A 25,484-nucleotide genomic window follows, 5' to 3' on the forward strand; every position below is an offset into this window, starting at 1 on the left:
AGTCAGAAAGAACGCCATGCTTGAGGTAGCAAACATTAAACTTCCTGTTTCGTCTCTTCACCACGATATGGCAACGGAGGCGTCCGCAGGGTTGGCTGCTCTATGCCGAGCGCTGCACGTACGGCGTAATGACATCTCTTCCGTCATGCTGCATCGCCGCTCCATTGACGCGCGAAAACGCAGCAATATTATGTTGGTGCTCACCTATCATCTTGAACTTCGCGGAGGGTCTGCTGCCGAGAAGAACCTGCTGCATAAACTTTCACGCAAGCCCATCGTCAAACACGTCAGGCGCATTGAGCCAGTAGCGTTTGCGCTTCCGGAGCCGTTGATACAGCCGCCGCGTCAGCGTCCTCTTGTAGTAGGAGCGGGCTGCGCTGGACTTTTTTGCGCTCTCGTCTTGGCACGCGCTGGCCTTGCTCCCCTTCTCATTGAGCGCGGTGACGACGCGCAGCGCCGCAGTGACGCTGTAACTCACTTCAATCACACCGGTGAGCTCAACCTTGAAAGCAATATCCAATTTGGCCTCGGCGGCGCTGGTACCTTTTCTGATGGCAAACTCAATACCGGCACCAAGAGCCCTTCTCACCGCTTCATCCTCGAAACGTTCGTTGAAGCCGGCGCCTCCCGAAACATTTTGTGGGACGCAAAGCCGCATGTCGGCAGCGATGTATTGCCGACCGTTGTAACCAATATGGTGCATATGATTGAGTCGGCCGGAGGAGAAGTGCGGTTTCGCACACGTCTCGTTGATCTTATGCTCAAAGATCATCAGGTGCGATCTGTTGTCGTTGAGTACACCACCGATGCCGGTGAGATGAAAACCGAAACCATTCCTGCCACGCACGTTATTCTCGCCACCGGACATTCCGCGCGAGACGTCTTTGAGCTCTTGAAAGGCCGCAATATCGCTATGGAGCGCAAAACCTTTGCCATGGGAGTACGCATCGAGCACCTGCAGGCTGACATCAATCGCGCTCTTTACGGATCTGAAGCAGAAAATCCTGTGCTTGGAGCCGCGCCGTACAAGCTTTCGGTTCATCTTCCCAGTGGCCGCTCCGCGTTTTCTTTCTGCATGTGCCCCGGCGGTTTTGTCGTATCGGCTTCAAGCGAGAAGAACGGCGTTGTCACTAACGGCATGAGCTTGTCTACGCGCAGTGGAACCAACGCCAACTCAGGACTTCTTGCCAACGTATTTCCTGATGACCTTTTGGGCGATGATGTCCTGGAGGGTCTTACCTTGCAGCGCGTCTGCGAACAAAACGCATTTGAAGCGGGAGGAGGCGCCTACACGGCGCCGGCGCAACTGGTGGGAGATTTTTTGCGGAACCAACCATCCAGCGGCGCCGAAAGCGTGCAACCGACATATCCGCGCGGCGTTTCATGGGGGTCTCTTAAGAGCTGTCTTCCGGACTACATCATAGATACGCTTCGTACATCTCTTCCCCTTCTTGATCATAAGCTGCACGGTTTTGCCGCTGAGGATGCCGTCCTTACCGGCGTGGAAACACGTTCCAGCTCTCCGATACGTATCACACGAGGTGACTCAGGACAAAGCGTCAATGTTGAGGGACTGTGGCCTGCCGGAGAAGGCGCAGGATACGCTGGCGGTATCATGAGCGCCGCTGCTGACGGCATCCGCACAGCCGAGCTGGTTGCGCGGCGCTACTAGCTGTTGCTGTTGGCTATCTCGTTTCTGAGCATATTGCAATACCCCATCGAATCGGCACTCATTTTTGCACAGTGATCATATCCGTCCCATATTCTCATTCTCGCATGGGGGTATTCCTTAGGAAGAATCTTCTTCGCAGCCCATAGGTCAAACTCTTTCGAACCGTACAAAAACAGACACGCCTTCTGATCTTCTTCAGATAAGACCGGAAGATTAACGAAAGCGCAGTCATGGCAGATATTTTTGATGCTCTGTTCATCGATTTGTATAAATGTCTCTGCCATTGAAGCGCCCTTTTCTCCATAGAGGCGTGCCATTTTTCTTATCGCCAGGCTCCTGTTACGAACGGCTTTTCTATGCTGATGAATAAATATTGTTCTCACGATACAATCGAGCGCTTTTGCGTGTTGCCACACACTGCAGCCCTCAAAGACCGCTTTGTGCACCTTAATATCTCTGTAGGCAAGCAGCTGCAAGAGGACCACGCCGCCCAAAGAAGCCCCGAAAGCCAGCGTCAGTTCTTCTATGCCGTGATCGAGCAGATACGTATGCAATCGTTCGCTTTCCTTTTTTGCCGATTCATACGGTTCTTCTGAGCGTTCTCCGTGCGCCGACAGGTCCGGAATAATATAGCGAAACTCTCCTCCCAGGTAATCAGTCATAGCAAGCTTCATTTCTTTGGCAGACAACAGCATTGGGTGGATGAGTAAAACGACCTTTTTCTTGTCCTGATGTGCGTCAATCAATTGCGTTCTTCTCCTTATGGCCTTTTGCCTTACCGGTCGCAGTGTGCTTATACGCCTTCTTTCAAAAGCCCACCTTGTCTCTTTATGCGCTTCTTCTCGCCGTAAAACCTAATGTTTTTTCCGGTACCTTCTTCTTGTAGCGTGAGCGCTGCCTTTTCTAACGCCCATCTTAAGCCTCTTGATAACATCGTCTGAAGTAGTTCCTTCAAGACGACCCCTGATTTGAACGATTTGGTCACGAAGCTGAGCTGCTCGCTCGTAGTCCATATCAGCAGAAGCCTGCGCCATATCAGACTCCAAATTGGAGAGCACCAGCTCAGCCTCATCCCGTGGCAATTGTGAAAGCTCTTCAGCTATTGCCTCAGCCGCGCCAAACACATCAGGGGCACCCTGCTCTTCAGCCCCCTCGCCTGAAGCGGTATAGAAAACACCGTCTTTGCGCTGGCGCTTGCCGACATTTTCTACCGCTTCATCGATGAACTGAGAGATATCCGCAATCGACTTATGCACCGTTTGAGGAACGATACCGTGCTCTTCATTGAACGCTTCCTGCAGCCTGCGGCGGCGCTGCGTTTCATCAATGGCAACACGCATGGAGTCGGTTATGTGATCCGCGTACATAATGACATGACCTTGCACGTTTCTGGCCGCTCGTCCCATAGTTTGAATGAGCGATCGGCGATTGCGCAAAAATCCTTCTTTATCCGCATCGAGAATAGCCACCAAAGAAACTTCGGGGATATCAAGTCCTTCTCGCAACAAATTGATACCGACAAGCACGTCTATCTTGCCTTGGCGCAACTCTTTGATAATCTCAACGCGATCAAGCGTAGCAGTATCGGAATGCATGTAATTGACCTTGATCCCTTCATCAAGCAGATGATCCGTTAGATCCTCCGCCATCCGCTTGGTAAGGGTAGTAACCAGCACGCGCTCTTTTTTGGCGACGCGCTCTTTTACTTCAGAGATCAGGTCATCAATCTGAGCGCGTATGGGACGAACGTCAATCAGGGGATCCAGAAGGCCGGTGGGCCTGATGATTTGCTCAACTTGCTGCTGCGTTACGGACTCCTCATAATCGCCAGGCGTAGCGGAAACGTAGATAAACTGTGGAATGCGCGCCTCAAACTCATCAAAGCGAAGCGGTCTGTTGTCGAGCGCCGATGGAAGACGAAAACCATGATCGACCAAAGTGACCTTACGAGAACGGTCTCCCTCATACATCCCGCGTATCTGCGGAACCGTCACATGGCTCTCATCAATAATACAAATCATGTCCTTGGGGAAATAGTCAATGAGCGTATAGGGAGGCTCGCCCGGAGCGCGACCGTCCAGATGACGAGAATAGTTCTCGATGCCGTTGCAATAACCCATGGTCTCAAGCATTTCAAGATCATAGTTGGTGCGCTGCGCCAATCGCTGCGCTTCAAGCAGCTTATCGTTTGCCTTGAGCTCGACCACGCGGCTTTCAAGCTCTTCGCTGATGGTGTGCAACGCGTGGGTAACTTTTGGGCGCTCCGTTACATAATGGGAAGCCGGCCAGATAGGAATAGCGTCAAATGAACGGATAACTTCACCAGTTACATTGCTGATTTCAGCAATCGTTTCCACTTCATCGCCAAAAAACTCTATCCTCAGCGGGTTTTCTGCATAGGGAGGAAAAACGTCCACCACATCCCCTCGTACACGAAACATACCGCGCTGCAAATCATAATCATTGCGGTCATATTGAATGTCAATCAAATCTTTAATGAAATCATCGCGTTCAAGTGGAATTGATTTATCTACATTAGGGGCAAGGCCGGCATAATCTTGCGGACTGCCGATACCGTAAATGCACGAGACGGACGCTACCACGATGACATCTCGCCGAGAAAGCAAACTGGATGTAGCCTGATGGCGCAGTTTCTCTACTTCTTCATTGATTGAAGCGTCTTTTTCAATGTAGGTATCAGACTGCGGAACATATGCTTCAGGCTGATAATAGTCGTAATACGAAACGAAATAGACGACGGCGTTATTGGGAAACATTTCCCTCATCTCAGAAGCAACCTGAGCTGCGAGAGTTTTATTGGGCTCCATGATAAGCGTAGGCCTGTTAAGCTTCTCGATAGTCTTGGCCATAGAGAATGTCTTGCCAGATCCCGTGACACCCAAAAGCGTCTGATACCTCAGACCTTCTTCAATCCCTTGAGCAAGTTTTTCTATAGCCTGCGGCTGATCTCCGGCAGGCTCAAACGGCGAGACGACCGTGAGACGTTCTTCTCCGCTTTCACGACCAAAGCGCCTCAACTCCGCGCCAACATGCTCTGTTTTTGAAGTGCCATCAGAAACCGCCACAAAACCTCCTTCTTCGATATCATCAGTATACGCTATCTTGAGCAAAAATGCAAACATATGTTCTGTTTTAAGGAAACGAGAGCGGTCATATCTTCCTTGAATACGGTAAAATTGATACCCATATGCACACAATCCATTCAACCGTCTTAGGGAATCGTACTATGTCTTCAGGGCTTCCTTCTTCCAGCACACCGTCGCCAAAACGTCCCTACAACGCTTTTGAAAAACTGATCTTTTTTGTTTTGGGCACCATGAGTATCCTCGTCGGTCTCTCGCAATTGGTTGAACTGCACGTCTCCGACAAGCTATTGATACAAGCTCTTCTGCTTATCGCCTTTGGCATCGTTCTCCTCGCTATCCTCATCCGGAACAAAAAATCTGCCAACCAAACTGCCGCTCTTTCAGACAGCACAGATCAAAACGACTCCGTCAATCACTCATCGGGCATATTTATACAGGCTCCTACCAGCAGGAACTCTTCAGCCTTTGATTTGACTATGTCCCGTTCAAACAATATCCCCGCTTCTCTGAAAGATCTAGTCGATACCGGTCAGCTTCAAAGACCCGAGCTTCAAGAAATACTTGCTACATCCGGGCTTCTCGCCCCTCACCGCGCCCCCGCTACAAAGGGCTACAAATTTCCCAAGAATCAGCGGTATTGGTTCAATGCGCAGACAAGTGATTTTACTGAAGACCAATACAACGATTTTATTGCCCTTGAAGCCACCCTCAACCTCGCGGATGATATGGAAGCACTTCCCGCCAATCAAAAAAGCCTTACCGTACAGCAAAAAATTCTGATTACTTTAAGAAATACCCTCAATGCAATTCCTCAGCCATCAGAATATCTTCCCGCCGGCAAAACGTCTTTGAATGGAGCGACCGATTGGGATACGCGCTACTATGCAGCCAACTATTTTGATACGCTTCATCTGCCCTTCAGGCAGCCGATACTCTTTACCTATGACGAAGAGGTCTCGACTATCATCATTGACGCCAAGACTCCCGCGCCGCGAGCGTTTTGCTTTGCAACATCTGAGAAAAACACTCAGATTTCCTATGCGCGGGCGTACGCCCTGCGCGCGGCTATTACTCTGGCATATGGCCCTCTGAAACATCAAGGTATTGCTCGTGTTGTTGTCAATCAGTTTATGAACGAGAATATCAGCCATCCTCTTCTGTCCTATGACTTTGACCTCAAAGCGCTTGAACACCTCATTTCCGAGTCTCAAGATCCCTCCGTTGACACTACCGGATTTCCTCAGCAGTCCTGCATCCGTTATAGTCTTGATGAAGAAGGCTGGTTCACGCCGGTGGAGCCTTTTGAGGAGCTCAATGACCCTGCAAAGAAGCACCCCTTACTCTATGCCTCAGCTGAGACGCGCACAGAAGAAGCGCCTCAAGAGATTCGAGAAATCACCGGCGCAAAACGTATTTCCGATCTCGGGTTTCGAGAGGATAGCAATCGCATAGACGCGTGGAACGCAGTCATTTCACAGCTCAGTGATTCAACGGCAGATGCGGTGGCATTGTTTAGAGGCGCGCAAGCGTCAGCCACAGATACCGCTACCATGGAAGCTTTTTCCCGCGTTATCCAGGCGCTTGTTTCCGGCGAAGCTGATGTGGGCGATAAGCGCGAACTTGCCCACATTTTTATGTCAGGGTCCGAGCTGGATGCCGCCATTGCCCATATGAACGAAGTCTTTGATGCAGAAGATATCAGCATAGAGGCTTTTACCGCGTCTATGAAAGCCCTTGAAGCAAAACTTGAACCTATCGTGAGCTTGGGAATCTATCTTGACGATACCGACTCCGTCTATCGCTATTTTGACTCGATTGCCGACCGCATTGACTATAATCGGGCATTTTCTTCCGATCCTCGTACGGTCATTTTGGTTCCCGATGCCTACTACAATGCGAATGCCCTGCTCGTTCGCGCCTATAACCAAGTTGATAAACCGGAAAAAGCACTTGCATTTGCTGAGGAATGCGTCCGCATAGCGCCTCTCAATACCGACGCGTTCCTCTATAAAGATCGCGTCTTGCAAGATCTTTCTCGCAATGCAGAGGCTGCAAAAAACATTTGCGAACTTATTCCTCACCAGCTTCGCCAATATGACATAGCGCTCCTGTATTATCGCCTCGCCTACCTTGAATGGCGTCTTGGTCGCGGAGATATCGCTGTCGCCTGCTATCAGCAGGTATTGAGAATGAACACTGAGTATTCTCAGCCTGCCCAACAGGAACTCAGCGATCTTATGAAGACCGATCCAGCACTTGTCACAATTGATGAGAGCAGACTTGATGAGTTTTTAGAGACCCATGGTATCCCCGTTGATAATCAAAAAGCACGTTATGATATTTTGCTTTCCGCAGCTATCGCGTGCACAAATAATAAACTGTACACACCGGCATCATTTTTGACACGCCAGGCGCTTGCCATCAAATTTGACGATGAGATAGAGTCGGTGCGCCTCTCCTTAACAGGCTTTATTTAGTGACTTCACGGGACTGTAACCGTCCAGTCAGCCTGTCCCACCAGGCGTCAATCTGTGCCACAAGAAACGCCTCGTCCCGGGCGTTATCAATAATTGTATCGGCTTGCGAGCGCAGATATTCATCTGACGGCTGAAGGGCAACGCGCTTCTTAAAATCCTCTGCGCTCACTCCCCTGACACAAGCGCGCTTCTTGCGAAGTTCATAGGGACAAATTACCGCGACCACTTCATCTGCCTGAGGAATAAGGTCCTCTATACGATCAAGCAGAGGAACCTCGACAATGCACACGTCACAAGCTTGTGCCGTACGGCGTTCCATATCCAACGCTTCCATCAGATAGTTCTTAATAAAGGGCAGCTCAATGTCTTCAAGGCTTTGGACGCCCTCGGGAGTCGCAAACGCGCGTGCCGCAAGCTCTCTGCGATTAATCTCGCCGGTGTTTGGGTCAAGCAGATCCTGTCCAAACGCCTCAGCAAGGGCGCGCGCGCAATGAGAACCGGGTGCAAGTACGTCTCGGGAAACCTGATCGAGGTCAAGACGTCGAGCGCCCTTTTTTTCAAGCATACGCGCTACTGTTGACTTGCCTGACGCCATGCCGCCCGCAAGAAAGACCGTATACATCAAGACCCCCAAAGCTCAAGACGGTTGATTGTGCCGAGAAGTGCCGCGTCTTCTTTTTCGTGCGTGACCCAAAGCAGCGTTTTGTCCTCCAGATACGGCAACAGAAAACGCATGACCTCCTGTTTCGTATGATAGTCAAGCCCTGTAAGCGGCTCGTCAAAGAGCAAGACGTCAGCATCGGCCATCACGGCTCTCAGCACGGCGACGCGGCGTCTCTGACCGCCGGAAAGCTCCGCTACAACACGTTTGTCAAAGCCCCCTAAACCAACCTGAACAAGCGCATCCGAAATACGCCGCTCGAAAGCAGCTTTTTCCGTTCGTCTGAGCTGAGTTTGCGCCAGAGAGATATTCGCCATCACACTTAAATTCTCGCACAGACGGTCTTCCTGAAAGACCATCGCTACCCGCTGGCCACACGCGCTCGGCACATTTGAAATGCTTCCCTCATCAGGTGTCTCAAGGCCCGCGATCATTCGTATAAGCGTAGTCTTACCAACGCCTGATGTTCCAAAGAGCACGTTCTTCTCGCCAGCACGCAGAACAAGCGAGACGTGATCAAGTACGCAAAGCGTTCCGAATGATTTCGAAACCCGGTCGAACACGATGTGGCCTTTGGTATCAAAACTCATGGACGCTCCTCTATCCGCTTGACAAGGCGCTTGATGAGATACGAGAAGCCCTTTTCTACCAGCACGCTCATGCAGATAATAACTATTGTCCATGCGAAAAGACTGGACGTGTCAAGAAACACTTTGGCATGGTACAGCTCTTCACCGATGGAACGGCTCGGGATAGCGATAACTTCGGCGGCAATACCCGCCTTCCAGCAAAAGCCCAGCGCAAGCGAGGCCGCGGCTTCAAAGTACGGAAGCACCTGCGATAGATAAATCGAACGAACGCGCGCTAAGGGTCGTATCTGAAAAACGTCAGCCATTTCAAGGAGCTGCGTATCAGTTGCTTCAAGACCCTGCAGGAGGTTGGTATACATAATGGGAAACGCCAACAGATGTGCAACGATTACTGAAAGATAGGTCGAATGTACCCATACCAAAAGCAAGATAATGAACGAAGCCACGGGCACCGATTTGACCGTAGCTACTACAGGAGCCATCAAAACTCTGACCAGCCGCAGGCGATACGCCGCAACCGCCATAAGAGTGCCAAACACAAGCGCGCTCAAAAATCCGCAGGCGATATGCAGCAATGAGTGGGTGATAGTTGACCAGAAATCAGCTTCAAAAAGCAGCTCACTAAGACGCTGCAGCGTCTCAAGCGGAGAAGGTAGAATAAATTGCTGTCCGACAGCTAAAGCAGCCACCTGCCACACCAAAAGCCAAAACAGAACAGAAAGCAGGCGACTTGCCCATAGGGAAAACCGGCCTGCCTGAGATGAACGCTGTGGTTCAAAGTGTCCCTTGTTATTTATCTGATCCCGCGCCAAAGTAAAAATCGTCCTCCGGAAGCTTGCCACCTACCGCCTTTTGATCAGCATCAGCTAAAACCTGGAGGTAGCCGGAAAGGGTGTTTTTCATGTCGTTGCCAACAATATAGGTGATATTACACTTAGGAAGAGCGATTTTAGCGACCTTTTCAGGAACGATATCAGCTTCGCCAATGAGTTTGGCCGCCTCATCAGTATGGTCATGGACGAAGTCGACCGAATCTTTATAGTGCGAGAGGAACTGAGCGACCGCGTCAAGGTTCTTCTCGGCAAAACTCTTTGAAACAATAGCAGTGCCGGTAACAAGCTCAGAGGTGGCACCTGTGGCTTTCCACTCGGCTCCAAGGTCAAGAGCCTCGCGGATGCTCTGATCCTTAGTCTGCGCAACGGTTACAAACGGCTGAGGCAAAAGAGCAATGCCATTCTCGTCTTGCGCAAGGGCTGCTACGCATTCGGCATGTTCGCTTTTCCACTCCACCTGAACGTCTCCACCAAGCTTAAGGCCGTTCTTTTCAAGAATGTAGGAAAGCACATATTCAGGAGAAGCGCCTTTGCCTGCCGCGTAGAGGGTCTTTCCCGCAAGGTCAGCAAGTGTCTTGATGGCGTTTCCACGCTCAACGATATACAAAACGTTCAAAACGTTGACACAAAGAGCCTGCACACCGCCTTTTGTCTTGTTGTAAAGAACCGAAGCGAGATTAGAGGGTATCGACGCGATGTCAACATCACCCTTTGCAACCTTCGCCACTATTTCGTCGGGAGAAGCAACGATATCAAAGGTGTAGGTATTGTCCGAAACGGCTCCCGCCTTAACGTCACTCATGAACTTCGCAAGACCCATAGCCGTGGGGCCTTTAAGCGTTGCAACGCGAACGTCAGTCGGTGCCTTTGTTTTTGTGTCTACCGCGCTGTTGTCAGCTGTACTTTCCTGTTGTTTGCAGCCAAAAAGCATGGCAGTAGGGGTAAGTGTCGCAAGTTTGAGAAATGACCGTCTGTCCATAAACCAGACTCTCCTTTCACATGCACCTTGGAGTCGCGTTGTGCGGCTCAAAGGATCTGGCATAAGCCGTTACTCTGTGTATCAAACTGTAGCATGTGCATATGGACGCTGTACTCTTGACACTTAATCACCATATCCAAGCACATAGGCGCGGCACAGGTTCTCCGTGCCAACAAGCGCGTCCATGTGCGTGCGCTCGCGACCATGCGTGCTGAGAGTGGCCGGTCCAAACGCGCCGCTCTTCAGGTTGTTTCCCGCAAAATACGAAGCGTTCGCATCAGTTGAAAAATGAAACGCTACCTGTTGGTTCCATCTGCCTGGCTCGAGGACCTTCTCGGCGCACCGAATAAGGCGGTTGGAAAGGTTCCAATCGTAAGGTGAGCGGATGTCGGAAACAATAACGCCTACCGAATGCTCCTCAGAAGCGTAGTCGGGACCGATAAGCGTTATATCGAGAGAAACATATTCATCTACTACCGTGGGCAAATACGCGCCGCCATGACCGATCTCCTCATAGATAGGAAAGGCAAACAATGTGTCGTAAGCGGGTTGAGTCCCTGTTTGCGCCAGCCACTTCATAGTATGAAGCTGCGCCGCCACGCACGCTTTGTCGTCAAGAAAGCGCGAGATGATATAGCCGTTGTCATACGCGATAAAATGCGGGTCAATGGCTGCCACAGCACCTTCCGATACGCCAAGCTTACGAGCGTCTGCAGGAGATTTGACATCGGCGATGAGCGAAACCGCCATGGTATCCTCCGTGCGCTCCATAGTCTTGGCGTCCTCAAAAACGTGTATCGAATGGTGATTGCAGATAATCTGTCCGTTGACTGAAGAGCCATCACGACAAATGACATGACAGGTCTCACCCTCGATGCTGTGGTAGTTAATGCCGCCGAGCTGCCGCACGCGAAGCGTTCCGTCATCATTGAAACCGCGAACAACAAGACCGATAGTGTCAAGATGCGCGTTCACCCCAACAGTTTTCTCGCTGCTGGCACCCGGAACTACCACATAGGCTGTCGCCTTGTTGTCGACCTGCATCTCATAGCCAATGTCCGCAAGAAGCATTTTCAAAAGCGCGTGAATCCGATTGTAATATCCAACGGGGCTGTCGCATGCGATGAGTTGACGTGTCACCTCAAGCAGATAGTCGGTATCAGTTTCAAAGCGCTGCATGAGAACTCCTTTTTGACTGGAACAAAATGTGTGGATAGGTAGAGCAAAAGGGACACAGCAGGAACATCCCGGCGAGAAACCCTGTTACTTCCTCTTTTGGGGCCTCGCGTAGAGCGCGACAAGCACTTGAAGCATATCGACCATAGCCTCAAGCTCGGGAACGGGAACAAACTCTCGCACGCCATGAGCGTTGTAATAACAGGCGGACAGATTCGCGCAGGGGAACCCGCGAAACGACAGCTGTGAGCCGTCCGTACCGCCACGCATAGGAACGCATGTCATCTCTTGACCAATCGCCTCATACGCAGCTCGGGCGTTTTCAATCAGATGCTCATTTTCGGGCAGCGTTACAATGTCGGCCAGATTATGATATTGATCGTGGATAGCAAGCGTCAGTACTTCGGTGCCAAACTGGCTGTTAATATAGGCAGCTGCGTCACGCATGAGTTGTTTGCGCAGCTCCAGCTTTGCCTGGTCATGATCGCGAATGATGTAATCCGCCAGCGCTGATTCACAATCTCCCTGCATGCGCTCTACGTAGAAGAAACCGTCATACCCTTCGGTATACTCAGGACGATCTTGCGGCGGCAGCAGCTGATGGAAACGCATGATAGCCTCGCTGGCGTGCACCATGATGCCCTTTGCCGTCCCCGTGTGTACCGAAAGTCCCTTCGCACGGACGTTGACCTCGGCGGCGTTGAAGGTCTCAAAGCAGAATTCACCAAGCGGCCCACCATCAATGGTATAGCCATACGCGGCGCCAAAAGCGTCAAGATCGAGAAGCGCTGCGCCATGGCCAATCTCCTCATCCGGAACGAACGCGACAGCAAGGCGCGGATGCGGAAGTTCTGGATGCTCACGCAGGCGACGCAGGAGACTGACCACCATAGCCACGCCCGCCTTATCGTCACCGCCGAGCAGCGTAGTACCGTCAGTAGTTACCAAATCCCATCCGACCATATGCTCAAGCTGTGGATTTGTTGCCGGACTCACGGCAACCTCCGCGCCGTCCCGGTCCACACCGATGATGAGCGTATCCCCCTCATAGCGAACCACACGCGGATGCACGGGCGAGCCGCACGATTGCCATGCCGTATCAAGATGACAGCAAAATCCAAGCACCGGAAGATCTTCAGCGCCGGGACTCGCGGGCCAGTGAGCCGTCACATAGGCGTGTTTGTCGATGGTAACGTCTTCGGCCTGCAGAGCCTGCAAATCAGTCGCTACTACGCGTGCCATTTCATGCTGAGACTCCGTGGACGGAACCGTGTCGGCAGTAAGTGGATCTGATTGCGAGGCTACCTTGCAGTAGCGAATAAAACGTTCAAGCACATCGCTATGGTGAGACATAATATCCTTCCCTACAATCGCGAGCTGCGATACGTGCGCGCCGCGTCGATGAAAGACTTCCAAAGCATGCAGTCGGCCTTGCTGTATTTCCAGCCGTATTCGGGATGCCACTGAACGCCTACCATCCATCGCCTATCGGAAATTTCAGCGCCTTCAATGATGCCGTCGGTCGAATGAGCCACTACACTCAGACACGGCGCGACCTTACGCAAAGCTTCATCATGGTAGGAGTTGGCCTGAATGCACTTCTCGCTGCCAAGCGCATGGTACAAAAGCGAATCTTCAACAACCTCCACCATATGGGCGGGAGCGGTAAGGTCGGCAATGTGGGACCAGTAGGTATGACCGGAAGCGGGCGCCGGCAGTGTACGAATTTCTTGGACGAGCGTGCCACCGAAGACGACATTGAGCAGCTGAAGTCCACGGCAAATGGCAAAGAGCGGTTTGTCGGCTTCGTAAACCTTTTTCACCAGCTTAAATTCGAGCACATCGCGACGGGGATTCAAGCGTGCAAGGTCGCGAGGCTCTTCTCCCCAATTGCGCGGATCAACGTCATGGCCACCAGGCAAATTAAAGCCATCGCACATCTCAACGTACCGGTCGATAACAGCGTCATCATCAGTCAAGGGCATCATCACTGGAATGCCGCCTGCCGCGAGAATAGCATCCATCTGCACCTCGGCGATGGACTCTCCGTCAGAAAATCCGGGTTCTTTCATAAAGCGCGGCGTCAGGCCAATGAGCGGCCGATCATGTACGGGAACAGCCGCGCTTTCCTTGAAAACCTGCTGAGCAAATACTGGAATGTCAATCATGCCTTCTCCTGAATTTTTTGCGTGCTCATGACTTTACTGCAAATCTTCACCCTCATGGCCGGCAGGCAAAAATTGCATGGTTCATCGCTTATTTTGTCGATAAACCGTAACAAAAACTTTTCAATCGGCAGAAATTCCTAGCGCAGGTTGGGTATTTAAATACAACTTACGTGTCCTTGTACGTGAGGCTTTTCGTCAGACTTTCCTGCACGCGAGCATCACGCAAACGTGAGTTACTCACATGCGTACGCATTGCCCACCTGAAAGGTATCCTTATGAACTCCTCACTTAACAGCCTCTCCCGCCGCAGCTTTCTCAGCGGCTCTCTCGCAGCCGCAGCAGCGGCAGGCTCAGCCACGCTTCTGTCCGCGTGCGGCACCGGTGATGGCGCAGGCGACGGAGACAAGCTCATTCTTACGTTTGGCGTCAACAATCCCAAAGTCACCTTTGACACGCAAAAAACCTCCGGTTCCATCGGCGTTTCCGAAGCTGTCGGAGAATCCCTGCTCAAGCTCGACCCGGAAACCAAAGAGATTGAACCGTGGCTCGTAACCAAGCTGCCCGAGGTTTCCTCAGACGGACTCACATACTCCTTTGAGCTGAAAAAGGGCATCAAGTTCCACGACGGATCCACGCTCAAATCTTCCGATGTAAAGTACTCTTTTACTCGGATGTTTTTGCCGGACACAAAGGCAACTTCAATCGATTCGTATGTGTACATCGAAGGCGCGCAGGATATTATCGATGGCAAGACAACCGAGCTTTCCGGCATCACCATCACTGATGACCGCCATTTTGATATCAAGCTTACCCAGCCCTATTCAACGTTCAACGCGCTTCTCGCTCAGTTCTACGCTTTCATCTATCCCGAGAAGAGCTGCTCAGAAGCGGGCGAAAAATGGGGGTCCGACACCACGTTTTACGGCACCGGTCCCTTTAAGCTGGTGTCTAACGACAATACAACCGAAGTTGTACTCGAAGCCTTCGCTGACTACCATCAGGGCAAACCAGCCCTCGATGAGCTGCATTTTTCTTACATCGATGACGGCAATACACGCATGCTGAACTACAAACAAGGCACCATTGACCTCACGTTTATTAATCAAAACCTGGTTCAGCAGTTTAAAAATGACACGGCGGTCGCTGATCAGATTGTCTACTACAATCCCGCGTCTACGCAGTTTGTAAACCTCAATCTTAAAAACGAGTACCTCTCAGATGTGCGCGTTCGCCAGGCGCTGTCACTTGCCCTTGACCGCCAAACCTTGTGCGACACGGTTCTTTCCGGCGCCGCTCAGCCTGCTACTTCATTTATCCCGGTGTCTGAGACGGGCAACGACTCTTCACTTGAAATCTTTGAATATAACGTTGATACGGCAAAAAAGCTGCTCTCTGAAGCCGGCGTGTCAAATATTACGCTTGACGCCCAGGTTCGCGCGCAAGACCAAAACCTCATGGTGGCTATCCAGGACGCCTGGAGCAAAATCGGCGTCAATCTCAATGTTTCCGTTATTGACGCGGGCGTATGGAGTGAATCGCGCAAGAATGGAGATCTTCAGGTCACCCTTGTTACCTGGTCAACTCTCTCATTCCAAGGAGTTGAGCATATGGGCTCCTATTTCCGCTCCGATCGAGCGGCTCTTAAGAGTTCTTTCTACAGCAGCGAGAAGTTCGACCAGTTGGTAGACGCCGCTCGCCTTACAATCAACGATCCCGACAAGGTCATCGAGCTCACCAAACAAGCCGACGCGCAGCTTACCCGCACCGATTACGCGTGTCTACCCATCGACTGGACCCAGATGCCGTATGTTCTCAATAAGAAATTCACCGGCCTCAAGGTGCTCGTCAATCCACTCTTTGGCGAGGTCAAGAGAGCATAGAATTACTGCTCTCTTGACCTCCCTCCTACTCAGCTTGATTTTTTGTATGCCCCGCCGGTCCCCTTCACCATGCAATTCGGCAGTCCTTGTACCGTGCTAATGTGCACCGTGCTATTGGATAGCCCTTGTGAGCGCGCTAGTCGATGGCAATATGCGTAGCGGGAATCAGCTTGCCATCCTTGTAGATAAGACGCTCGCGCGTACGCTCAATCTTGGGATCGGGAATAGGAATCGCGGAAAGCAGCGCCTTAGTATAGGGATCCTGCGGATTGTTGAAGACATCCTCAGTCTCGCCGTACTCCACGATTTTCCCTAGGTGCATAACGGCAACCGTATCAGAAATGTGGCGAATAACCGCCAGGTCGTGCGCGACGAAGAGATACGAAATCTTCAGCTGAATCTGAAGGTCCTCAAGCAAGTTGATAATGCCAGCCTGAATGGAAACGTCAAGCGAGGCAATAGGCTCGTCAAGAAGCAAAATCTTGGGATTGGTTGCCAGAGCGCGGGCAATAGCAATACGCTGACGCTGACCGCCGGAGAACTGAGAGGGGAAACGGTCAACGTAGTCAGGGTTAATGCCGACAAGTACCATAAGCTCGCCAATGCGCCTATTGATATCGGCGTCCTTCCAGCCCTGAGCTTTCAGAGGCTCTGACAAAACGTCGTAAATGGGCATACGAGGATCGAGAGAACTCATAGGATCCTGGAAGATAACCTGGAGATCCTTGCGAACCTCACGACGCGCTCGGGCAGATCTGAGCTCGGAAGTATCCTTTCCAAGCACCACAATACGGCCATCTTCAGGCTTCAGAAGATCCATAATTTGCATGAGCGTCGTAGACTTGCCCGAACCTGACTCGCCGACAAGGGCCAGTGTTTCACCCTCGTGAATTTGAAAACTCGCATGGTCGACCGCCGTCATTGTACCCTTCTCGCGGCGGATAAAGCCTTTGCCCTGGACGGGGAACGTCTTGGTAAGATTTTCTACCTCAAGCACAATCGGACGCTCAGAGCGCGGTACATCCACCCACTTAGGTAGCAGGGGTTCAAACTCGGGATACACCTCTGCGTAGGTGAGATTCTTTTTGCAAATCTCATCCAGACGATGGCAAGATGCAAGATGACCCTCGGAAGCATTTGCAGGTGTCAGCTCAGGCTCAACCGCACGGCACTTCTCGGTTGCCATAGGGCAACGCGGATTGAAGGGACAGCCTGAAGGAATGGCTACAAGCGAAGGCGGATTGCCCTTAATGGGAACGAGGCGGTGCTCCGCAGGTAAGTGCGGCTTTGGCACGGCGCCCAAAAGACCCATAGTATACGGATGCCGTGGCTCAGCAAAAAGCGTATCTACGCTTGCACGCTCAACGCCGCGGCCCGCATACATAACCATAATGTCATCAGCGGTGCCTGCGACGACGCCAAGATCGTGCGTAATCAAAACGACAGCCGCACCCGTCTCTTTCTGGGCGACTTTCAAAACATCGAGAATCTGTGCCTGAATCGTTACGTCAAGAGCGGTAGTAGGCTCATCGGCAATGATGATGTCGGGGTTGTTGGCAATGGCGATAGCGATAACCACGCGCTGACGCATGCCGCCGGAAAACTCGTGCGGATACGCATCTAAACGCTCTTCCGGGTTGGTGATGCCAACAATCTCAAGAAGTTCAAGGCAGCGCTTACGAACATCAGCCTTTGGCATATGGGGATTGTGAGTCAAAAGAGCTTCGGCAAGCTGATCGCCGATAGTAAACATCGGAGTCAACGCGGACAGAGGATCCTGGAAAATCATGGAAATCTTCGTGCCGCGAAGTTTAGACATCTCCTCGTCGGTTTTGCCGAGAAGCTCCTCATCACCGAGCTTAATCGAACCGGTGACATGCGCGTTGTCATCAAGAAGACCGATAAGAGAAAGCGCGGTAACTGACTTTCCGGAACCGGATTCGCCAACGATGCCGAGGGTACGGCCGCCCCAAAGGTCAAAGTTTACACTACGGACGGCATCGACACGACCGGCCTCAGTGTTAAAGGACACCTTGAGGTCGCGAACGGTCATGACGGGCGCGCCCTGCGGAGCGCCTTTCGGCCCGTTGGACTCAAGCAGCTCATAGCGAAGAACGTCGTCTACCGCGCTGTTCTTCTCGACCGTTTTATTCATATCAATATCAGCCATTACGCACGCTCCGTCATATCTGTACTCATATCGGCCTCGCCTGTGGTTTCAGACGTTTTGGCGTCAGCTTCATCATCGTCATCCTCAACCATGCCGGCTGCGCGTGAATAGGGATCGAAGGCGTCGCGAAGACCGTCGCCGATAAGCTGCATGCTCACGCAGAGAATGATAAGGACAACGGACGGGATCAAAATGAGCCAAGGCGTGGAGAGCATCGCCGAAGAGCCGGCGCTCAAAAGATAGCCGAGCGATGTATCGGGAGCCTTGATACCGAGACCCAAAAAGCTGTATGCCGTCTCGGAGTTGATACCGCCGATGACGCCAAGAACCGTGTCGATAATCAGAATCGAGCCAAGGTTCGGAATAAGGTGGCGAATGATGATCTTAATTGAAGGAACGCCCATGTATTTAGCGGCCTTGACGTAATCGCGCTCACGGAGCGACAGCGCCATCGTACGCAGGGTACGAGCATAGCCAATCCAGCCAAAGGCGGTCATACCCACGATAAGCATGACCCATCCGGTTGTACCGGAGGCCGCGCGAACAATCATGGCAACCAGAAGGAAGCTCGGAATGACCATGAGCATGTCAAGGATCCACATGCCAATCTTTTCGGGCACGCCGCGGACATAGGCAATGGCGGTACCAATGACAGCCGCGATGACTGACGTCAGCAGCGCGTATGTGATACCAATCGTCAGCGAGCGGCCAAGACCGTGTACAACGCTGGCAAACAAATCAATACCCGCGCCATCCGTACCAAACCAATGGTTGGCGTTGGGCGCCTGATTGATAGCCGCAAAGTCCGGATCGATATAGTTATGCGGGGTCAGGTACTTACCGAAGAGGGCCACAAAAATCAAAACTACCAGAATACCCAAACCGATCATGGCGGAACGCTGGCGCAAGAAACGGCGGCCAATCAGACCGAAGTAGCTGATGCGCTTAACTTCACCTGAACCAAGCGAGTCAGCCTGAAGTTCAAGCTCCGCGTTGGTCATCTGACCATTATTGACGGTGGTAAGAGCATCGGATTCTTCCGTTGTTGGAGCAACTTTTTTTGTATCGTTAGCCATTGCTGCCTCCCTAGCTCATCTTGATTCGCGGATCGAGCGCAGCCGCAAAGAGATCGGCGAGAAGCGCACCCACGAGCGTACATGCAGCGGAGAACGCGGCGACTGCAACGGCGCCATGAATGTTGTTATTGTTGATGCAGTTGATGAAGTACTCACCAAGACCGTGAATAGCGAAGATTTTCTCGGTCATAACGGCGCCGGTAAAGATACCCGCAATAGAGAAGGCAACGTTTACCGCAGTAGGAATTAAGGACGCGCGCAGAGCGTGTCTGCGGATGGCCTGCTTGCGGGTAAGTCCCTTTGCGCGAGCCGTACGCACATAGTCAGCGTGCATCTCATCAAGAAGGTAGGTGCGTTGCGTAAGGTGATAGCCAACCGAACTGACAATAGTCAAAACGAGCGTTGGCAGGAAGATGTGCTGTAAGAAGTCAAGAAGCCATTCGAAAAACGTTGGGAAATCTCCACTGGAAAGGCCCGTAACGTAGAAGATTCTGTTGCCTGCAAGGGCGTTGATCTCGATTGCCGCAAAAACAATGAGAATGGCGAGAACAACCGTCGGAATAACCATAAAAAGCGATGCCACGCCACTGAAGAAGCGGTCCTGCCATTCGTATTGCCGCTGGGCTGTATATACGCCGAGTCCGACGCCTATGAAAATAGACAAGATAGTTGCCAGCGTCAGAAGCTGAACAGAAGCCAAAAACTTTGTGCTCATCTGCGTATTGATGGAACTGCCATCAGGAGCCATGCCCCAGTTGAAGCTGGTCACAACACCAGTAAGCCACTTCTGGTAACGCTCGATAATAGGAGTCTTGTCGTTCAAGTTAGTTTTATACAGCGACTGCTCAATGGATTCCTGAGGAGGACGAGGAGTACGCTGCTCATAGTTAGAACGAGGACTCATGAACGCGGACGCAAGAAAAAACGTAAGCGACGTCGCAACAAAAATCATTACGATATAGCTCAGCACCCTTTTAGTTAAATACCAGGCAAACCGTGCCATTTACTCTCCTTACCGCCAGCGCTTGCACAGATGCAAGCGAGGAATTTTCGGAATGGCAATCGAACATTTCCAACGATTTCCGACACACACGACACTTAGCGCCTGCAACGCTCGCAAACACTAAACGGCAATTTTATCACGAGAGTCGCTCCAACGGCCAAATTACTCAAAGAAAAATGACCATGTATGCTTCCCTCGAAATAAAATCGCTTCTATGATGACAGCATCTTTCTGCTGTTTTGCCGAGAAACACCCATTGTTTACCTTTGGGAAATGTTTTGCCCGTCATGCTGCAACGGCCTTTGCTGCAACTATCCTCGCTGTAATGACCTTCGCTGCGGCGGCCTTCTTACGTTCAAACTCCAAACGCAAAACGAGTGAAAGGACAAGAAAAAAACCTGAATGTCACTAACGGGCACGAGGATGAGCGCTGAGGTACACGTCGCGCACATGCGTGCGATCGACATGCGTATACAGTTGCGTTGTGGAAATGTCGGCGTGGCCGAGAAGCTCCTGTACGGAGCGCAGATCCGCGCCGCCCTCCAAAAGATGCGTCGCAAACGAATGGCGCAGCGTATGGGGATGCAAGTCTTCGATTCCCACCGCACGACCGTACGCGGCCACGGAACTATGAATCCACTGACGAGAAAGGCGCCCTCCTCGACGATTCAGAAACACGAACGGCACCTCACCGTGGATAAGAAACTCACTGCGAGCGCCTTCGAGATAGTCTCGCAACGCTCTTTTCGCAGTTCCAAAAATAGGTACCGTACGTTCCTTGGAACCCTTGCCAAAGACGCGCAGCAGCTCTTCATCGAGAAGAACACCGCGCGTCTCAAGGGCGCTCAGCTCACTTGCGCGAAGCCCACAACCATAGAGCACTTCAAGCATAGCCTTGTCTCGTATGCCACGCGGACTCTTCTCAAAAGGCTGGTCCAAAAGCTCCGCGGCCTTCTCGCGAGATATAACATCGGGAAGCCGAAGCGCCCGCGCGATTGTTGGAAGGTCATCGGCGGGAGACGCGGCACAGATTTGCTCGGCAACCAAAAACCGGTGGAAATTGCGGATAGCCGCCGTATGCCGTTCAACAGATGCCGGCGCAAGGCCAATATCGCGCAAAAGCGCAATGTACGCCTCGATAATCTGCTGCGTCACATCGCATGGATCATCTAGTCCCTGGTCCGAGAGCCACTCAACATAGTTAGTCAAATCGCGGGCGTACGCGTCAAGCGTATTGTCGGAAAGGCCGCGCTCGACGGAGGCGTAGGCGAGAAATTCTTTACGCGCCTGAGTGAGATTCATGACCGGCTCGCCACATCATGACGCCCTGCTCCTTCATGATGCGCAATCGCGGCACGGGCAAACTCACGGAAGAGCGGCGCGGGAGAGGTGGGGCGACTCTTGAACTCAGGATGCGCCTGAGACGCCACAAACCAGGGATGCACGCTCTCAGGCAGCTCTATCATCTCAACAAGGCGCTCATCAGGAGAGACACCGGAAATCACCAGTCCCGCGTCAACAAGCTGACGGCGATACGCGTTGTTAACTTCAAAACGATGGCGATGGCGCTCATAGATAAGCTCATCTCCATAGGCTTCAGACGCAAGGGTGTGTGGCGCAACCTTACAGGGATACGATCCCAGGCGCATCGTACCTCCCTTATCGGTAATGTCTTCCTGGTCGGGCATGAGATCGATGACGGGGTATGACGTTTCAGGAGCAAACTCAGCTGAATTGGCTCCTTCCAAGCCGGCGACATCACGCGCGAACTCAATGACCGCCGTCTGCATGCCGAGACAGACGCCGAGATAAGGAATGTTTCGCTCGCGTGCGCGGCGGATGGCAACCATTTTACCCTCGACTCCACGGATACCAAAGCCTCCGGGAACCAAGATGCCGTCAGCGTCTTTAAGCTCTGCTTCAGCGCTTTCCTCCGTCAACTCTTCTCCGTTGACAAGGCGAATGTCCATGTGACGCCCGTAGAAAATTCCAGAGTGATGCAGCGCTTCAATCACCGAAAGATACGCGTCGGGAAGCTGTGTGTACTTGCCCACCACATAGATGCGGGTAGCGTCTGGAAGAGCATGCGCCGTATGCATTGCAGACGTAAACGACTCCCAGCCAGACAAGTCAGAAAGGCGAGCCTCAAGGCCAAGGCGCTCGCAGACCTTGCTATCGAAGCCCTGCTCTTTAAGGTGCGAGGGAACGTCATAGATTGAGGGAAGATCGTTATTCTCAAACACGCAATCGGCGTCAACATCGCAGAAATTGGCGATCTTCTCGCGAATAGATGCGTCAACCGTATGACTTGAGCGGCACACGATAAAGTCCGGCTGTATTCCCATGGAACGCAGCTCCTTGACAGAGTGCTGCGTAGGCTTTGTTTTCACCTCATGAGCAGCGGCAATGTAAGGCACAAGCGACACGTGGATGATGGCGACGTTTGCCGCGCCACGCTCCTTGCGGAATTGACGAATAGCCTCAACGAACGGCTGAGACTCAATATCGCCAATAGTGCCGCCAAGCTCAGTAATGACCACATCGGCATCGGTCACTTCCTCAATGCGCGCAAAACGGGCTTTAATGGCGTTGGTGACATGAGGAATCACCTGCACCGTGCCGCCGAGAAAATCCCCTGCACGCTCACGCTGAATGAGCGACTGATAGATGAGGCCCGTGGTAAAGTTTGACTCACGCGTAAGGTTCTCGTCAATGAAGCGCTCGTAATGGCCGAGGTCAAGATCGGTCTCCTTGCCGTCCTCAGTCACAAACACCTCGCCATGCTGAAACGGACTCATAGTACCGGGGTCAACGTTCAAATAGGGATCAGCCTTTTGCATCATGACCTTATAGCCGCGGGCTTTGAGCAGACGACCCAGAGAAGCCGCGGTAATGCCCTTGCCCAGCGAAGAAACGACGCCGCCTGTTACAAAAATATGCTTGGTCATGAAAATCTCCCGTACTCGTGGCAGGGCCAGCCGGCGGTGCCAAAACGTTTCTACGGGTCTCTATACTATCGCGTTGTCTTAAAAAAGAGGGCGAGAAAATCAATCACACCAACACAAAAACAGAGACGCTTCTGTGTCTGTGCGCCAAGTATCTCCGCGCCCCAGCGCTTCTTGCCTTCAGTGCTAACGCGTCTTCGCTGCAGCGCTCAGCATTTCGCGGGCATGCGCCCTTGACGTCTCCGTCAGCGTTCCGGAAAGCATGCGTGCAATCTCCTCCACACGATCTTCTCCCGTGAGTTCTTCCAGAGAGGTCTCAGGGGACATATCCTCTGATTTTTTTACCAGATAGTGGCGCTCGCCCATAACAGCAATCTGCGGCACATGCGTGACCACTATGACCTGATGCGTTTGGGCAAGCCGCGCCAGCACCTCCGCAAGCGCTACAGCAGTGGCTCCTCCGACACCAGCGTCCACTTCGTCAAACACAAGCGTTTCACAGCCATCTGCGGCTCCAAGAACCACTTTACAGGCCAGCATTACGCGAGAAATCTCACCGCCAGACGCAATCTTTCGCAGCGGGCGGGCGCTGAGCTCCGCGCCCGGCTTGTAGAGAAGCTCCACACGACTAGGACCGGCCTCAGTCCACTTGAGGCGCTCCAGGCGGTCTTGAGCCACCGTAATCTCCGCGCTGCCCATCTCCAGGAAGGCCATCTGTTTGGTAATCGCTGCGGCAAGCTGAGGGGCAGCCTGCGCCCGCAAGACGTCAAGCGCGTCAGCTGCGGCCGCAAGGTCCTTCTCGGCAGCCTCATATGCCTCTTGAGCGCAAGCAAGGCGCTCGCCTCCGTCCTCGCACGCGCTCACCACTTCCTGCGCCTCTTCAGCACGGCGAAACACGTCCTCCATCGCAGGACCGTAAGCTCGCATAAGACCCTGAAACGCCGCCGCACGAGATTGCAGGCGCTCAAGCGTCTCGCTGTCAATCTCCAGCGAATCGATGTAGGATCTTAGCTCGGAAGCGCTATCCTCAAGATCGATGAGCGCAGATGAGAGCGATTCTGAAAGCGCTGCAAGCTCCGCATCAAAGGAGGCGACGCCACGAAGCGCCAAAAGCGCCTGCGTCAGCCTGTCCGCAGCGCCATCGTCATCGGAAAGCGCGGCATACGCACCCTGAGCCGCCTCCAAAAGCGCTTCCCCATGCTCAAGACGGGGCAATTGCTCTTGGAGCTGCTCATACTCCCCTCGCTGTGGATTGACCTCTCCGATTTTTCGCAGAACAAACGCAGCCTCGTCCAGTTTGGCGTCCGCCGCACCGCATACCGCACGCACGCGTTCAAGCTCCGCCTTTGCGTTTTTTGATGCAGCGAGAAGTACCCGCCACTTGTCAAGCGCTTCCTGCGCCGGCGCGCCAATCCATGAGTCCAGAAGGTCTATATGGGTATGTACGTCCAGAAGACGCTGATGCTCATGCTGACCGCACAGGTCAACGGTTGCGCCGACCTTCTCTGCAAGCTCGCGTACCGACGCCATATGACCGTCGATTTCCACGCGGCCACGACCGTCCGACTGTACGCGACGGCGGACAATGGTTCCCTCTTCGTCGGAGTCGCCCAGAAAGAAGCGGGCTTCAACCTGCAGTTCATCCGCACCTTCGCGCACCATCGTCGTATCGGCGCGCTCCCCTACCAAAAGTTTTATGGCCGAGAGCAGGGCCGTCTTGCCGGCGCCCGTCTCGCCTGTCAGTACGGTCAGCCCAGACGCAGGTTCAATTGACGCTTCCTTGATAAGCGCCACATTTTTTACCGCAAGCTCATCAATCATGAATTGTTAGCCTTACCGTAAAACACACGAGACACCGAGCGGTAGAAACTTTGCGCGCTTCTATCAAGCAAGATGATGTCGCCAGGTCCACGTTTTACCGTAGCAGAAATACCCGTAGCCTCAGTTGCATGGGCTATATTTTGCCCATCGGCAAAGAAGTGACGGCACGCCGGCCTTTCGCGCGACATGGTAATTTCAACGATGTCCGACGATGAAGTCAAAAAGGCGCGCGCCATAATGGTGTGAGGAGCAACGGGCACGCATGACATGCCGGTAAACTCAGGAGTCACAATAGGACCTCCTGCGGCAAGCGCGTAGCCGGTAGAACCCGTAGCTGTGCTGACAATAAAGCCATCTCCGCGCAGGGTGTCAATGTAGTTGCCCGAAACCGACACGCTGAACTCAATCATATCGCCGGCGCCGCCGCGAGACACGGCAAAGTCATTCAGCGCAAAGCTCTTCTCGGTATGAAGCGAGCCGTCAGGAGCCTCGTACACCGATTCAATTTCAAGGGTCGCGCGACGGGACGCGTGCAACTCACCTGCCAAAGCGTCGGCGATTGTCTCAAGCATCTCATCAGGTGTGGCCGATGTCAAAAACCCCAGGTGACCATAGGAAATGCCCATAAGCGGAATTTCGGAATAGCCTACGATACGAGCTGCGCGCAGAAGCGTTCCGTCGCCGCCCAGCGATATCACCAGCTCACAGCCGGAAAGGTCCACCTGCTTTTGAGGGAAAAGTTTTTTGTCGTGAGCCCAGACAACATCGCAGCCCTGCTCACCGAGCCATTCCTCAAGCATGTGAGCACCCTGCACGGCAACTTCACGCGAATAATTTGGGACAAGAAGAACTTTCACGGATGACCCCTCTCCGAACCCAGCGCCGGGATACGGCGCCTCTGTCAAAGAGTATAGCGAATACCTTCT

At 52.6% G+C, this 25,484-nt stretch carries 19 protein-coding genes; 3 read left to right on the forward strand and 16 right to left on the reverse strand.

The window, feature by feature from the left end; translation table 11 throughout:
• The first annotated feature begins 16 nt into the window (after positions 1-16).
• Positions 17-1,672: an NAD(P)/FAD-dependent oxidoreductase gene (locus HMPREF1527_RS02705; protein ID WP_016477165.1), complete on the forward strand. Its 1,656-nt coding sequence runs from the start codon at positions 17-19 to the stop codon at positions 1,670-1,672.
• Here HMPREF1527_RS02705 and HMPREF1527_RS02710 read toward each other — a convergent pair.
• Together HMPREF1527_RS02710 and uvrB are read right to left on the reverse strand one after the other, a co-directional pair.
• Entirely contained in the window at positions 1,669-2,418 is a 750-nt protein-coding gene (locus HMPREF1527_RS02710) for a hypothetical protein (protein ID WP_016477166.1), read from the reverse strand. The two genes, HMPREF1527_RS02705 and HMPREF1527_RS02710, sit on opposite strands and share 4 nt — an antisense overlap.
• 108 nt (positions 2,419-2,526) lie before the next feature.
• The gene (uvrB, locus tag HMPREF1527_RS02715; protein ID WP_369745198.1) at positions 2,527-4,815 is read right to left on the reverse strand and encodes an excinuclease ABC subunit UvrB; all 2,289 of its coding nucleotides are present in this window, start codon (positions 4,813-4,815) and stop codon (positions 2,527-2,529) included.
• A gap of 104 nt (positions 4,816-4,919) precedes the next feature.
• Between uvrB and HMPREF1527_RS02720 the strand changes: the two genes are divergently transcribed.
• Positions 4,920-7,256 carry a tetratricopeptide repeat protein gene (locus HMPREF1527_RS02720; protein WP_016477168.1) on the forward strand — a complete coding sequence of 779 codons (2,337 nt, stop codon included), beginning with the start codon at positions 4,920-4,922 and terminating at the stop codon, positions 7,254-7,256.
• Here the strand turns inward: HMPREF1527_RS02720 and coaE are convergent.
• The 7 genes from coaE to HMPREF1527_RS02755 all read right to left on the reverse strand — a co-directional run bounded on the left by coaE (position 7,249) and on the right by HMPREF1527_RS02755 (position 13,663).
• Positions 7,249-7,878, reverse strand: coding sequence for a dephospho-CoA kinase (gene coaE / locus HMPREF1527_RS02725; protein ID WP_016477169.1), 630 nt, complete (start codon positions 7,876-7,878; stop codon positions 7,249-7,251). The genes HMPREF1527_RS02720 and coaE overlap by 8 nt on opposite strands.
• On the reverse strand, positions 7,878-8,507 hold the full coding sequence (locus HMPREF1527_RS02730) for an ATP-binding cassette domain-containing protein (RefSeq protein WP_016477170.1): 630 nt from the start codon (positions 8,505-8,507) through the stop codon (positions 7,878-7,880). The genes coaE and HMPREF1527_RS02730 overlap by 1 nt, the downstream gene beginning before the upstream one ends.
• Positions 8,504-9,319: an ABC transporter permease gene (locus tag HMPREF1527_RS02735; protein ID WP_016477171.1), complete on the reverse strand. Its 816-nt coding sequence runs from the start codon at positions 9,317-9,319 to the stop codon at positions 8,504-8,506. The genes HMPREF1527_RS02730 and HMPREF1527_RS02735 overlap by 4 nt, the downstream gene beginning before the upstream one ends.
• The gene (locus HMPREF1527_RS02740) at positions 9,297-10,319 is read right to left on the reverse strand and encodes an ABC transporter substrate-binding protein (protein WP_016477172.1); all 1,023 of its coding nucleotides are present in this window, start codon (positions 10,317-10,319) and stop codon (positions 9,297-9,299) included. The genes HMPREF1527_RS02735 and HMPREF1527_RS02740 overlap by 23 nt, the downstream gene beginning before the upstream one ends.
• Before the next feature lie 123 nt (positions 10,320-10,442).
• Positions 10,443-11,498, reverse strand: coding sequence for a hypothetical protein (locus tag HMPREF1527_RS02745; RefSeq protein ID WP_016477173.1), 1,056 nt, complete (start codon positions 11,496-11,498; stop codon positions 10,443-10,445).
• Between the two features lie 84 nt (positions 11,499-11,582).
• Complete coding sequence (gene pepT / locus HMPREF1527_RS02750) at positions 11,583-12,848, reverse strand: peptidase T (RefSeq protein ID WP_016477174.1); 1,266 nt, start codon at positions 12,846-12,848, stop codon at positions 11,583-11,585.
• A gap of 11 nt (positions 12,849-12,859) precedes the next feature.
• A complete protein-coding gene (locus HMPREF1527_RS02755; RefSeq protein ID WP_016477175.1) occupies positions 12,860-13,663 on the reverse strand; it encodes a gamma-glutamyl-gamma-aminobutyrate hydrolase family protein in 804 nt (267 codons plus the stop codon).
• Positions 13,664-13,938: 275 nt separating this feature from the next.
• Here HMPREF1527_RS02755 and HMPREF1527_RS02760 point away from each other — a divergent pair, with 275 nt between their 5' ends.
• A complete protein-coding gene (locus HMPREF1527_RS02760; protein WP_016477176.1) occupies positions 13,939-15,543 on the forward strand; it encodes an ABC transporter substrate-binding protein in 1,605 nt (534 codons plus the stop codon).
• Positions 15,544-15,679: 136 nt separating this feature from the next.
• Here HMPREF1527_RS02760 and HMPREF1527_RS02765 read toward each other — a convergent pair whose 3' ends face one another.
• From HMPREF1527_RS02765 to HMPREF1527_RS02795, 7 genes are all read right to left on the reverse strand, one after another.
• Positions 15,680-17,713 (reverse strand): ABC transporter ATP-binding protein, encoded by a 2,034-nt coding sequence (locus tag HMPREF1527_RS02765; protein ID WP_016477177.1) that lies wholly within the window; start codon positions 17,711-17,713, stop codon positions 15,680-15,682.
• Complete coding sequence (locus tag HMPREF1527_RS02770; protein ID WP_016477178.1) at positions 17,713-18,789, reverse strand: ABC transporter permease; 1,077 nt, start codon at positions 18,787-18,789, stop codon at positions 17,713-17,715. Before HMPREF1527_RS02770 ends, HMPREF1527_RS02765 begins: the two co-directional genes overlap by 1 nt.
• 10 nt (positions 18,790-18,799) lie before the next feature.
• Positions 18,800-19,792, reverse strand: coding sequence for an ABC transporter permease (locus HMPREF1527_RS02775; protein ID WP_016477179.1), 993 nt, complete (start codon positions 19,790-19,792; stop codon positions 18,800-18,802).
• A 408-nt stretch (positions 19,793-20,200) separates the two neighbouring features.
• Positions 20,201-21,094 (reverse strand): site-specific tyrosine recombinase, encoded by an 894-nt coding sequence (locus tag HMPREF1527_RS02780; RefSeq protein WP_016477180.1) that lies wholly within the window; start codon positions 21,092-21,094, stop codon positions 20,201-20,203.
• Positions 21,091-22,740, reverse strand: coding sequence for a CTP synthase (locus HMPREF1527_RS02785; protein WP_016477181.1), 1,650 nt, complete (start codon positions 22,738-22,740; stop codon positions 21,091-21,093). The genes HMPREF1527_RS02780 and HMPREF1527_RS02785 overlap by 4 nt, the downstream gene beginning before the upstream one ends.
• A 183-nt stretch (positions 22,741-22,923) precedes the next feature.
• Positions 22,924-24,558 carry a DNA repair protein RecN gene (gene recN, locus HMPREF1527_RS02790; RefSeq protein WP_016477182.1) on the reverse strand — a complete coding sequence of 545 codons (1,635 nt, stop codon included), beginning with the start codon at positions 24,556-24,558 and terminating at the stop codon, positions 22,924-22,926.
• Positions 24,555-25,415 carry an NAD(+)/NADH kinase gene (locus HMPREF1527_RS02795; RefSeq protein WP_016477183.1) on the reverse strand — a complete coding sequence of 287 codons (861 nt, stop codon included), beginning with the start codon at positions 25,413-25,415 and terminating at the stop codon, positions 24,555-24,557. Before HMPREF1527_RS02795 ends, recN begins: the two co-directional genes overlap by 4 nt.
• Positions 25,416-25,484 lie beyond the last annotated feature (69 nt).

Origin of the sequence: Atopobium sp. oral taxon 199 str. F0494 (genome assembly GCF_000411555.1) — a bacterium.
GTDB lineage: Bacteria > Actinomycetota > Coriobacteriia > Coriobacteriales > Atopobiaceae > Lancefieldella.

What these genes read in the sequence shown, in the direction of transcription:
- recN (WP_016477182.1), bottom strand. Translation starts at nt 24,558, where the DNA reads ATGATTGATGAGCTTGCGGTAAAAAATGTGGCGCTTATCAAGGAAGCG.
- pepT (WP_016477174.1), bottom strand. Translation starts at nt 12,848, where the DNA reads ATGTCTCACCATAGCGATGTGCTTGAACGTTTTATTCGCTACTGCAAG.
- HMPREF1527_RS02745 (WP_016477173.1), bottom strand. Translation starts at nt 11,498, where the DNA reads ATGCAGCGCTTTGAAACTGATACCGACTATCTGCTTGAGGTGACACGT.
- HMPREF1527_RS02775 (WP_016477179.1), bottom strand. Translation starts at nt 19,792, where the DNA reads ATGGCACGGTTTGCCTGGTATTTAACTAAAAGGGTGCTGAGCTATATC.
- HMPREF1527_RS02705 (WP_016477165.1), top strand. Translation starts at nt 17, where the DNA reads ATGCTTGAGGTAGCAAACATTAAACTTCCTGTTTCGTCTCTTCACCAC.
- uvrB (WP_369745198.1), bottom strand. Translation starts at nt 4,815, where the DNA reads ATGTTTGCATTTTTGCTCAAGATAGCGTATACTGATGATATCGAAGAA.
- HMPREF1527_RS02730 (WP_016477170.1), bottom strand. Translation starts at nt 8,507, where the DNA reads ATGAGTTTTGATACCAAAGGCCACATCGTGTTCGACCGGGTTTCGAAA.
- HMPREF1527_RS02785 (WP_016477181.1), bottom strand. Translation starts at nt 22,740, where the DNA reads ATGACCAAGCATATTTTTGTAACAGGCGGCGTCGTTTCTTCGCTGGGC.
- HMPREF1527_RS02770 (WP_016477178.1), bottom strand. Translation starts at nt 18,789, where the DNA reads ATGGCTAACGATACAAAAAAAGTTGCTCCAACAACGGAAGAATCCGAT.
- HMPREF1527_RS02760 (WP_016477176.1), top strand. Translation starts at nt 13,939, where the DNA reads ATGAACTCCTCACTTAACAGCCTCTCCCGCCGCAGCTTTCTCAGCGGC.
- HMPREF1527_RS02765 (WP_016477177.1), bottom strand. Translation starts at nt 17,713, where the DNA reads ATGGCTGATATTGATATGAATAAAACGGTCGAGAAGAACAGCGCGGTA.
- HMPREF1527_RS02720 (WP_016477168.1), top strand. Translation starts at nt 4,920, where the DNA reads ATGTCTTCAGGGCTTCCTTCTTCCAGCACACCGTCGCCAAAACGTCCC.
- HMPREF1527_RS02740 (WP_016477172.1), bottom strand. Translation starts at nt 10,319, where the DNA reads ATGGACAGACGGTCATTTCTCAAACTTGCGACACTTACCCCTACTGCC.
- HMPREF1527_RS02780 (WP_016477180.1), bottom strand. Translation starts at nt 21,094, where the DNA reads ATGAATCTCACTCAGGCGCGTAAAGAATTTCTCGCCTACGCCTCCGTC.
- coaE (WP_016477169.1), bottom strand. Translation starts at nt 7,878, where the DNA reads ATGTATACGGTCTTTCTTGCGGGCGGCATGGCGTCAGGCAAGTCAACA.
- HMPREF1527_RS02755 (WP_016477175.1), bottom strand. Translation starts at nt 13,663, where the DNA reads ATGATTGACATTCCAGTATTTGCTCAGCAGGTTTTCAAGGAAAGCGCG.